Here is a 9,955-nt window from a genome sequence, read left to right as displayed (position 1 = left end):
GGGCTCTTTCGTTTAGCGGGTCGTGCCGGCGATCCTGGGCAGCGCCCCTCCGGCCGCGGCGTTGCGGTCGGGCCGGAAGTTGGAGAAGTCCACGCCCGGGATGCCGGTGACCAGGTCGATTTCGTCTTCGATCTGGGCGGCTTCCCACTCTTCCGGCCCGACGAGGGGCAGGCGCACGCGCGGGCTGCCGATCCGGCCGAGGCCGTGCAGGATGTACTTCACCGCGACGGTGCCCGGCACGTGGGTCATGCACGCCCGCACCAGCGGTTCGAGTTGCTTGTGGGCGGCGGTGGCCGTCTTCAGGTCGCCGGCGTTGACCGCGTCGACCATCTGCCGGTAGGGGGTGGCCGCGATATTCGCGGTGACGCCGATCAGCCCGGTGGCGCCGATGGCCAGGTGCGGCAGCACGTTGGGGTCGTCGCCGGAGAAGTACAACAGGTCGGTCTGGTTGAGCACCCGGCTGACCTGGGCGAGGTCGCCCTTGGCGTCCTTCACGGCGAGGATGTTCGGGTGCTTGGCGGCGCGGAGGATGGTCGCGTACTCGATCGGGATGCCGGTGCGGCCCGGGATGTCATAGAGGATGACCGGGAGGTCGGTGGCATCCGCGATCATGCGGAAGTGGGTGAGCACGCCGGCCTGGGTGGGCTTGTTGTAGTACGGGGTGACGATCATGTTGCCGTCGGCGCCCGCCTTCTCGCTCTGCTTGGCGAGCTGCATGGCATGGGCGGTCTCGTTGGAACCGCCGCCGGTGATGATTTTCGCCCGGCCGGCGGAGACATCCTTGCCGACCTCGACCAGGCGGATCTTCTCCGGGTCGGTCAGGGTGGAGGTCTCGCCGGTGGTGCCGGTGACGACGATGCCGTCCGCTCCCGCCCGGATCACATCGTCGATGTGCTGGGCGACGCCGGGCCAGTCGACTTCCCCGTCGGCAGTGAAGGGAGTCACCAGGGCGACGAGCACCTGGCCGAATGGATTCGATGGCGTAGTCACGATTACAGGCTAGCGGCTCGGCGGGTTTGCCTGCAGCCCGGTCGTAACACGGGGTCGCAACACAGGCCGCAACACGGGCGGCGACACGGGGCCCCTGGCCCAGAGGTCAGGGGGCGACTCTGCCGTTCGTGTTGAACGCGTCGTAGGTGAGCGGCATGAGTTCGGCGAAGAAGTCCTCCATCTTCTCCGCGCACATTTCGATCTCGCGCTGCGGGAACGACGGGAAGTGCGTCCCTTCGCGCTTCGTGCGCAGGCTGAGGAAGTTCATCAGCGAGCGGGCGTTCATGGTGACGTACATCGACGAGTAGATGTTCAGCGGCAGGATGATCCGCGCGACTTCGCGGGCGACGCCGGCCTCCAGCATCCGCTGGTAGGCGCCGTAGGCGTGCACGGACACGTCGCGGGTCTGCTGCTCGACCAGGGCGGTCTGCTCGGCAGAGCCGGGCAGGAAGTCGTAGGCTCCCGGCTTGCCGACCTGGAGCAGGTTGCGCTCGGGGGCGGGAACGTAGAAGACCGGGTTCAGCTCGCGGTAGCGGCCCGATTCTTCGTTGTAGGAGGCGATGCGGTGGCGCATGAACTCGCGGAACACGAAGATCGGCGCCTGCACGTAGAAGGTCATCGAGTTGTGCTCGAACGGCGAACCGTGCCGGTCGCGCATCAGGTAATTGATCAACCCACGGTCGCGCTTCAGGTCGGCCTCGGATTCCGAGCCCTCCAGGCGGCTCTCCTCGAGGGTTTGCTCGCCCTGGGTCGACACCCGGGCTGCGAACAGCACGTCGGAGTCGTGGGCGCTGGCGCGAACCAGTTCAACGGTCACATCGGAGCGAAACTCAATCTCAGGCACGGCGTAAACGATACCCGGTGCCGCGTGCCCGCCGAGCCGTGGCTCGCCGCCCGGTCCCGCGTAACCTGTTGTCACAGACCGGGATCCGGAGTTTGCCCGCGTAACGTTGCGAGCATGAATCCTCTCACCGCGCTCACCGTCATCCTGGCGCTCGTCGCGGCCGCGACCGCGCTGGGCCTGGTCTGGCGTGCCCGGCAGGGGCGAATCGCGACGGTCTCCGGGGTGGTCATCACGCCGACGGATGTTGCCAGCGACGTCCCGTTCGGCCGGAACGCCACCCTGCTCCAGTTCTCCACCGAGCTGTGCGCGCGCTGCCCCGGCACGAGCCGACTGCTGGCCGGAGTCGCGAGCTCGCGCCCCGGCGTCGCTCACCTCGATGTCGACCTGACCCACCGCGCGGACCTCGCCAACCGGTACCGGGTCATGCAGACACCGACCACGCTCATCCTCGACGGCGACGGCCGGGTTCGGGCCCGAATCGGCGGGGTTCCGCACCGCTCCGGCATCGCCCGACACCTCGACGACCTCACCGGGAGCAACAATGTCAGCCTCGCCCGCTAGGCCCCGGATCGACCCGCGCGGCCCACGGTTCGTCGCCGGGATCACCGCCGCGCTGCTCCTGGCCGTGGTCTTCCTGTCCCTGACCGGGGCATCCGTCGCCGCGCTTCTGCTGCTCACCGTGCTGGCGGCGCTGTTCGCCTGGGGCGCCTTCGCCGGTGCCGGGCGGCATCCGTTCGGGCTGCTGTTCAAACGGTACGTGCGGCCGAGGCTGGCCGCGCCGGCCGAGCTGGAAGACCCGGCTCCGCCGACCTTCGCGCAGGGCGTGGGCCTGGTCGTCAGCCTGATCGGCGTCATCCTGGGCCTGGTCGGCCTTTCCGGCGGCCTCGCGGCCGCCGCGGCTGCCGCCTTCGTCGCGGCCTTCCTCAACGCCGCGTTCGACTACTGCCTCGGCTGCCAGCTCTACCTGCTGCTCGTGCGCGCCGGCGTGCTGGGCCGCTCCGGGAGGGTCGGCGGCGCAGCATAGAGCGGCCCGCTGGGCGGCAATCAGGTTCCGAGGTCGCGCGGCGGTTAGGCTGGGGTTCCACTTCCAGGAGGTATCACCATGGCTCTGACCAGCGAAGCAACAACAGTGTGGACCGGCGACCTGATGTCGGGTCGCGGCACCACCACTCTCGACTCGTCGCACGCCGCGGAATTTCCCGTCACCTGGGCGGCGCGCGCAGAGGGCACGCCCAACACGACCAACCCGGAGGAACTGCTCGGCGCGGCCCACTCCGCCTGCTTCTCGATGGCGCTGGCGAACGCGCTCGCTGCCGCCGGCCACACGCCGGAGAGCATCCAGACCACCGCGGCGGTCACCTTCCAGCCTGGAACCGGTGTCGTCGGCAGCCACCTGCTCGTGAGCGCCCGGATCCCGGGCATGACCGAGGAAGCCTTCGAGGCCTTCGCCGAGGACGCCAAGCAGAACTGCCCGATTTCCAAGGCACTGACCGGCATCCCGATCACGATCGAGGCGGAACTGGCCTGAGCCGGGGCTGCGGCGCCATGCGAGTCCTGATCGCCGGGGCATCCGGCCTGATCGGCACCGAGCTCTCCCGCCAACTCGAGGAGGCCGGCCACACAGTGCTCCGCCTGGTGCGGAGCGAACCGCGCACGAGCGGCGAAATCCGCTGGGACCCGGCGGGGGCGGGCCTCGCGGCCGGCGTGCTCGACGGCGTCGACGCGGTCGTCAACCTGTCCGGCGCCTCCCTGGCCCGCCTTCCGTGGACCCCGGCGTACCGACGGGAGATCCTGCGTTCCCGCGTGCGGGCGACGCGTGCCCTCACCGATGCGATGCGGCAGAGCGCAACGCCGCCCGCGGTGCTGCTGAACGCCTCGGCGATCGGCATCTACGGCAACCGGCCGGGCGAAACGCTCACCGAGGAATCCCCGCCGGCACAGGATTTCCTCGCCGGCGTCGTCTCCGCCTGGGAACGCGAAGCCCTGCGCGCGCCCGAGCAGACCCGGGTCGTGACCTTCCGCACCGGGCTCGTGCTCGAGCGCGGCGGCGCCCTCAAGCCGCTGCTGCCGATCGTCCGGCTCGGGCTGGGCGGACCGCTCGGCCGCGGCACCCAGCACTGGTCGTGGATCAGCCTGCATGACGAGGCCGCGGCCATCGTGCACCTGCTCACCTCGACTCTGAGCGGCCCGGTCAACCTGGTCGGGCCCACCCCGGCGACGGCGAACGACGTGATCAGGGCGGTGGCGAGGGCCCTGCACCGCCCCTTTTTCATCCCCGTTCCGGAGTTCGTGCTCACCCTCGCGCTGCAGGATGCCGCCCGGCAGCTGCTCCTGGCCGACCAGCAGGTGAGCTCCGCGAAACTGCAGGCCGACGGCTTCGTCTTCACCCACCGCACCGCCGCCGAGGCCGTCGACCACATGCTCCGCGCCTGACTTCCCCCGTCTTCCCCCCGCGAAACCGCAGTCGTGCGCGTTATGAACGCGTTTTAGCGCGCACAACTGCGGTTTCGCGGAGGCGGGGAAGGCGGGTTACGCGCGGCGTTCGAGAGCGATGGCGGTGCGGATGGCGCCACGCGCGCGGCGCCGGTCCCCCGAGGCGTCGTAGGCGAGCCCGAGCCGGAACCAGGCGCGCCAGTTTTCCGGGTCGGCCTCCGCCGCTTCGCGGAAGCGGGGGAAATCGGCGTCGGCCGCGTCCCGGTAGGGCCGCCCACTGGGCCGGGACGGAAGCTCGTCGACGGGCAGTTCGCCCTCGGCGTCCAGGCGCCGCAGCAGCCGCTCCGAGCCCAGCCCGAACTGCAGCTCGCGGGCGAGCGCCCAGACCCCGACGATGGGCAGGATGATCAGCGCCCCGCCGATCACGATACCGATCGGCTCGCCGGTCAGCATAAACTTCACGGCCTGCCAGCCCACGAGGACCAGGTAGACCAGGAGCAGCAGGGCCATCAGCGCGGCGGCCAGGCGACCCCTCATTCCGCTGCCCCGGACGTGGCGGCGGAGCCGGCGGCGCGCGGCGAGCCGGCGCCGGCCTCGCCCAGGCCGAGGTCGACGATCCGGTCCAGGCCGACGGTCACCCCGCGGGCCGTGCGGGTGGCCGCGAGGGCCAGCAGGATGCCGCGCTCGTAGGCCTCGGCCGAGAGCGTGTTGTGGCTGATGGTCAGCGTCTCGCCCGGTCCGCCGAGGAACACGTCCTGGCGGGCGAGGAGGCCGTCCAGCCGCAGGCTGTGCACGGGCACACTGGAGACCTGCTGGCCGCGGGCGCGCTGGTCGGTGTGCGGGGCCGAGACCGGGCCGAGGCCGGCCCGCGCCCGCCCGATCAGCTCGGCCGTGCGCACCGCCGTGCCCGACGGCGAGTCGACCTTGCCGGCCTGGTGCGCCTCGACGATCTCGATCGAGTCGAAGAAGCGGGCGGCCTGGGCGGCGAATGCCGACCCGAGCACGGAGCCGATGGAGAAGTTGGGGATGATGACGACGCCCGCATCGTCCAGGCCGGCGAGGCGGAAGGCGAGCGAGTCGATCCGCTCCTGCGACCAGCCGGACGTGCCGACGAGCACCCGGATGCCGTGGTCGACGGCGAACTCGACCACGCGCTGGCTGACGCCCGGCGCTGTCAGGTCGACGGCGACATCCGCCCCGAGCATCTCGGAGAGCGCACTCTTCGAGTCCAGCCGGGCGACGAGTTCGTAGCCGTCGGTGTCTTCAATGAGCGAGGAAACCAGGCGGCCCATCTTGCCCGTTGCGCCGATAACGGCCACCCGTGTTGTCATGTTCCCAATCTACCAAGCGCGACCTTGCGGGCCCGACGTAGCCTAGGGGCATGCCTGAATTCAGAGAAGTGTCGGTGACGGATGCGCCGGCGCTCACCCTGCTCACCCAATACTTCAGCGACCGCGCGTCGTCGTTCCCGTCGGCTCAGGGCAGCTACCGCACCACCCTGCCCGTCGCGGAGGAGTTCCTGCCGCCGCGGGGCGTGTTCTTGCTGGTGGAGGAGGGACATTCCGGCCGCTACGTCGGCTGCGGCGGGGTGCGGCGCATCGCCGACTCCCCGGCCGGCGCCGTGCGGTACGAGATCAAGCACCTGTGGCTGCAGCCGCACGTGCGCGGCCTCGGCTGGGGGCGCGTGCTGCTGGGCGAGCTGGAGAGCCGGGCGAGCGCGTTCGGCGCCGGCGAGGTCGTGCTCGACACGAACGCCAGCCTCGAGGCGGCCGGGGCCCTGTACCGGAAAGCGGGTTACGAGGACATCGCGCCGTACAACGACAACCCCAACGCCACGAACTGGTACCGCAAGGCGCTGGTCAGCCAGGAGCGGGCCGAGGCCTAAAAGAGAAGCTGGTCCGGCAGCCCGGTTCGGAGCTCGACCGGCAGGTGCCCGAGGTCGTTGTGGGTCACCAGCGTCCAGGGCCGCCCGGGCTTCTGCTGCAGCACGGTGAGCCCGCAGTTGGCCTGGTTGATGCTGATCCAGCGCCAGTCGGGAGCACCGAGCACCTCGCGGACGAACCAGGCAATGACGAAGTTGTGGGTGATCAGGAGGTCGTGGCGTTCACCGCGCCTGGAGCGGAGGAATTCGGCCGCTGCGTCTTCCATCTGGGCCCGGCCGGCCTCGATCTGGGCCTCGGAGACCGCGCCGAAGAACGGGTCGAAGGCCGAGGGCATCTCCGGCGTCTTTCCGGTGGGGATGCAGTCCATCAGCAGCGCGGACGGCTCGGAGGTGAGGGCGGGAAGCCTTTCGGCGATGATGTCCGCCGTCTCCGCCGCGCGCTGCAGCGGCGAGTGCCAGGCGCCGGTGAACGGGACTCCCCCGAGTCGTTCGGCGATCAGGTGGGCCTGGCGCTTGCCGCGCGGCGACAGCGGGCCGTCCGGGAGGCCGTGCTCGGCGTCCTGCTGTTCGCCGTGGCGAACCAGGTAGAGGTAGTGGGGCACGGTGTCTCTTTCGTTGTCTTGCTGCGGAAAGCGCGAAGCGCGGCTGCGGGCGGAGCGCGCTACGGCTAGTGCCTGGCGGCGGTGAGGGCCGCTGTGAACGCGTCGTCATCGAGGGCGCCGACGGCGGCGACCGAGATGGGACCGGCGACCAGCTCGGCGGCGAGCTCCTGCACGTCCTCGGCCGTCACGAGCGCCAGGCGTCGGAGCGCCTCGTCGAGATCCACAAACTCCCCCAGGGTGATTTCCGAGCGACCGAGCCGGGACATGCGGGTGTCCGAGTCCTCGAGGGCGAGGGCGGATGCCCCGGACAGCTGCCCGGAGGCCCGCTTCATCTCGTCGGCGGTGACGCCGCCTTCGGCGAGCCGGTTCAGCTCGCCGAGCATCAGCTCGACCACCTGCCCCGCCTTCGCCGGGGTGCAGCCGGCGTACATGCCGAACAGCCCGGCATCCGAGTATCCGGGCGCGAACGAGTAGACGGAGTAGGCCAGGCCGCGCTTCTCGCGCACCTCCTGGAACAGGCGGGATGACATGCCGCCGCCGAAGATCGAGTTGAGCACGCTCATCGTGACGCGGCGGTCGTCGGCCGCGAGCAGGCCCGGGACACCCACGAGGAGGTTCGCCTGCTCCAACGGGCGCCGCACGATCGTGACCGGGTCGCCCTGGCTGATCAGCGCGGCCCGGCCGGTGCGGCGGGCGACCGGGGCCGCATATTCGCCCAGGTCCCAGCCGGCGAGGAGCAGGGCACGGGTGACGGCGGCCACGAGCACGTCGTGGTCGACCGCGCCGGCGACCGTGACGACGAGGTCCTGCGGGCGGTAGTTGGCGCGGTAGTGCTCCCAGACGGCGGCGCGGGTGGCGGCCTGGATCGTTTCGCGGGTGCCGCCGATCGGGCGACCGAGCGGGTGGGCGCCCATGACGGCCTCGAAGAATCGCTCGTTCGCGACATCCGCCGGGTCGTCGTCGGCCATCGCCAGCTCTTCGAGGATGACGCCGCGCTCGTTCTCGAACTCCACCGGGTCGAGCAGGGAGGAGGTGATCATGTCGGTGAGCACCTCGACGGCCATCGACAGGTCGCGGTCCTGTACCTTGGCGTAGTAGCAGGTGTATTCTTTGGCCGTCATGGCGTTGTGTTCGCCGCCGACCGAGTCGAAGGCGACCGCGATGTCGAGTGCGGTGCGTTTCTGCGTGCCCTTGAAAAGCAGGTGCTCCAGGAAGTGCGTCGAACCGAAGTGACCTGGCTGCTCGTCGCGTGAACCGACCGCGACCCAGTAGCCGATCGTCAGGCTGCGGCTGCCCGGAACGTGTTCGCTCAGGATGCGCACGCCGCTGGGTAGCACGCTTCGGCGCACCAGCGACTCACCGGCGGCCCGGAAAGAGAGTTCGGCCAGGTCCAGGGGGAACTCAACAGCACCGTTCATGTCACTGACAACCTTACGACACCGCCCGGCCGGGCGTCCCACCGGTCGGCCACGACAGACTGGTCTGTCTAGCCGTTTTGTGCTAGCGTTTAGCCACCGGCGCACGCCGGGCGTGCCCTGAATCGCGGCGCGACACGCGCGACGCGGAGGAGCAGCACGCATGGCCGAGGCGGCACCAACACCGGCGAGGCCGACCACGCACGCGAAGGTGCGTATCCTCGCCACCGCAGACGGCCTGTTCTACAGCGAGGGTGTGCACACGGTCGGTGTCGATCGCATCATCAGTGAGGCGAAGGTCACCAAGGCCACGTTCTACAAGTACTTCCGTTCGAAGGACAGCCTGATCGTGGCCTACCTCCAGGGGCGGGACACGCGGGCCCGCGACTTCGTGGCGGACGTCGCCCTGCGCTACGACAGCCCCGAGCAGCGGCTGCGCGGCATCGTGGACGAGATCGCCGACGAGGTCATGCGCCCCGGGTTTCACGGCTGCCCGTTCATCAACGCGGCGGCCCAGTTCGCCGACCCGCGGCATCCGGTGCGCGAGGCCGTTGCCGCTCACCGCGAGTGGTACGGCACGACGATCGAGGGCCTGTTCCGCGGCATGGGGCACTCCCACCCCGGCGACGCCGCCGACGACTTCTTCCTCGCCCGTGACGGGGCCTACGCCGGCGCCAACCTGGGCGACCCCATCGCCGCGCATGCCGCGCTGCAGCGCGCGATCCAGCGCGTTATCGCCGAGATCCCGTAGCCGGGCCGGGGGCGGCCGACGCCCGGTCGAGTTCGACCATCTCGCCTCGGCCGAGCCGGATGCCCGCGGCCGCCACGAGCGCGTCCACTTGCTCCGGCAGGCTGGCGCCGGCGACGGGCACGAAGGTTCCGTCCCGGGCCAGCAGCCAGGCGAGGGCAATCGTCGCCGGTTCCACGCCGTGTTCATCCGCGATCCGGTCGACCACGGCGAGCGTCCGCAGCGCGTGGCGGTTCAGGTAACCGGCGGCGCGTTCGGCCCTGGCCGTTCCGGCGGCCTCGGCCCTGGTGCGATACCGGCCGGCCAGGAAGCCATGAGCCAGCGCGAAGTACGGCAGCACCGTCATCCCCTGCGCATGGGTCACCAGGGCGAGGGACGATTCGAAGGGCTCGCGGTGCACAAGGTTGTAGTGCGTTTCCAGGGCCACGAACCGGGGCAGGCCGTTGGCGGAAAGCACCCTCGCCTCCATCAGCCGTTCGGCGGTGAAGTTCGAGGCGGCCAGGTAGCGCACCTGGCCGCGGCGGATGAGGACGTCGATGGCGCCGAGGCTCTCCTCGAGGGGAACCTCCGGATCGTCCAGGTGGAAGTAGAGCAGGTCGATGTAGTCGGTGCCCAGCCGTTCCAGGGAAGCCTGCACGGCGCCGGTGATGCTCTCGGCGCTCAGGCCGGGGTGGTCCCGGTTCCGGCCGATCTTGGTCGCGATCACCGTGTCGCCTCGAGCCCCGCGGCTGCGCAGCCACGAGCCGATGATCACCTCGCTGCGTCCTGCCGCGTAACTGTCGGCCGTGTCGAGGAAGTTGCCGCCCAGGTCGCGGTGCCGGTCGAGGACGCGCATGGCGGCACTCCCGTCGATTGTCCAGCCGAAGACGCTGCAGCCGAGGGCGAGCGGGTGCACCAGCAGGTCCGTGTCCGCGATCGGATGCCTGGCCGCGGCGCCCTGGGGCGCCGGGACCGCTCCGGACACGGGCGCCGACTGCACCGGGACCGGCGCCGAAATGGGCGGCGGGCCGGCGGAGAGGGGCTGCCGCGGGCGTGACCCCT

13 protein-coding genes are annotated in these 9,955 nt (G+C 70.6%); 6 read left to right on the top strand and 7 right to left on the bottom strand.

Annotated features, from left to right (window positions below):
• Positions 1–12: 12 nt before the first annotated feature.
• On the bottom strand, positions 13–990 hold the full coding sequence (gene dapA, locus BLQ39_RS10870; protein ID WP_092323927.1) for a 4-hydroxy-tetrahydrodipicolinate synthase: 978 nt from the start codon (positions 988–990) through the stop codon (positions 13–15).
• 106 nt (positions 991–1,096) lie between these two features.
• Positions 1,097–1,834, bottom strand: a complete 738-nt coding sequence (thyX, locus tag BLQ39_RS10865; RefSeq protein ID WP_174775333.1) for an FAD-dependent thymidylate synthase — start codon at positions 1,832–1,834, stop codon at positions 1,097–1,099.
• Between the two features lie 114 nt (positions 1,835–1,948).
• Between thyX and BLQ39_RS10860 the strand changes: the two genes are divergently transcribed.
• The 4 genes from BLQ39_RS10860 to BLQ39_RS10845 all read left to right on the top strand — a co-directional run bounded on the left by BLQ39_RS10860 (position 1,949) and on the right by BLQ39_RS10845 (position 4,267).
• A complete protein-coding gene (locus BLQ39_RS10860; RefSeq protein ID WP_092323926.1) occupies positions 1,949–2,395 on the top strand; it encodes a TlpA family protein disulfide reductase in 447 nt (148 codons plus the stop codon).
• A complete protein-coding gene (locus BLQ39_RS10855) occupies positions 2,376–2,858 on the top strand; it encodes a DUF4395 domain-containing protein (protein ID WP_092323924.1) in 483 nt (160 codons plus the stop codon). Before BLQ39_RS10860 ends, BLQ39_RS10855 begins: the two co-directional genes overlap by 20 nt.
• A gap of 78 nt (positions 2,859–2,936) precedes the next feature.
• Positions 2,937–3,362, top strand: coding sequence for an OsmC family peroxiredoxin (locus tag BLQ39_RS10850; protein WP_092323923.1), 426 nt, complete (start codon positions 2,937–2,939; stop codon positions 3,360–3,362).
• Between the two features lie 17 nt (positions 3,363–3,379).
• Entirely contained in the window at positions 3,380–4,267 is an 888-nt protein-coding gene (locus BLQ39_RS10845) for a TIGR01777 family oxidoreductase (RefSeq protein WP_092323921.1), read from the top strand.
• 96 nt (positions 4,268–4,363) lie between these two features.
• Here the strand turns inward: BLQ39_RS10845 and BLQ39_RS10840 are convergent, their stop codons facing one another.
• Both BLQ39_RS10840 and dapB read right to left on the bottom strand, forming a co-directional pair.
• Positions 4,364–4,804, bottom strand: a complete 441-nt coding sequence (locus BLQ39_RS10840; RefSeq protein WP_092323920.1) for a tetratricopeptide repeat protein — start codon at positions 4,802–4,804, stop codon at positions 4,364–4,366.
• Positions 4,801–5,598 carry a 4-hydroxy-tetrahydrodipicolinate reductase gene (gene dapB, locus BLQ39_RS10835; RefSeq protein WP_092323918.1) on the bottom strand — a complete coding sequence of 266 codons (798 nt, stop codon included), beginning with the start codon at positions 5,596–5,598 and terminating at the stop codon, positions 4,801–4,803. The genes BLQ39_RS10840 and dapB overlap by 4 nt, the downstream gene beginning before the upstream one ends.
• A gap of 50 nt (positions 5,599–5,648) precedes the next feature.
• Here dapB and BLQ39_RS10830 point away from each other — a divergent pair, with 50 nt between their 5' ends.
• Positions 5,649–6,152, top strand: a complete 504-nt coding sequence (locus tag BLQ39_RS10830) for a GNAT family N-acetyltransferase (protein ID WP_092323917.1) — start codon at positions 5,649–5,651, stop codon at positions 6,150–6,152.
• Here BLQ39_RS10830 and BLQ39_RS10825 read toward each other — a convergent pair.
• Both BLQ39_RS10825 and BLQ39_RS10820 read right to left on the bottom strand, forming a co-directional pair.
• Entirely contained in the window at positions 6,149–6,751 is a 603-nt protein-coding gene (locus tag BLQ39_RS10825) for a histidine phosphatase family protein (protein ID WP_092323915.1), read from the bottom strand. The two genes, BLQ39_RS10830 and BLQ39_RS10825, sit on opposite strands and share 4 nt — an antisense overlap.
• 65 nt (positions 6,752–6,816) lie before the next feature.
• Positions 6,817–8,169 (bottom strand): M16 family metallopeptidase, encoded by a 1,353-nt coding sequence (locus tag BLQ39_RS10820; RefSeq protein WP_092323914.1) that lies wholly within the window; start codon positions 8,167–8,169, stop codon positions 6,817–6,819.
• 160 nt (positions 8,170–8,329) lie between these two features.
• On the opposite strand from BLQ39_RS10820, the gene BLQ39_RS10815 reads away from it, so the two are divergent.
• Positions 8,330–8,917: a TetR/AcrR family transcriptional regulator gene (locus BLQ39_RS10815; RefSeq protein WP_092323912.1), complete on the top strand. Its 588-nt coding sequence runs from the start codon at positions 8,330–8,332 to the stop codon at positions 8,915–8,917.
• Here BLQ39_RS10815 and BLQ39_RS10810 read toward each other — a convergent pair.
• Positions 8,898–9,878 carry an aldo/keto reductase gene (locus tag BLQ39_RS10810; protein WP_241976988.1) on the bottom strand — a complete coding sequence of 327 codons (981 nt, stop codon included), beginning with the start codon at positions 9,876–9,878 and terminating at the stop codon, positions 8,898–8,900. The two genes, BLQ39_RS10815 and BLQ39_RS10810, sit on opposite strands and share 20 nt — an antisense overlap.
• Between the last annotated feature and the right edge of the window lie 77 nt (positions 9,879–9,955).

The organism is Cryobacterium psychrotolerans (assembly GCF_900101115.1).
In the GTDB taxonomy this organism is placed as follows: Bacteria; Actinomycetota; Actinomycetes; order Actinomycetales; family Microbacteriaceae; genus Cryobacterium; species Cryobacterium psychrotolerans.
Note: the sequence above shows the minus strand (reverse complement) of the source record. Positions and strands in the feature narration are given on the sequence as shown.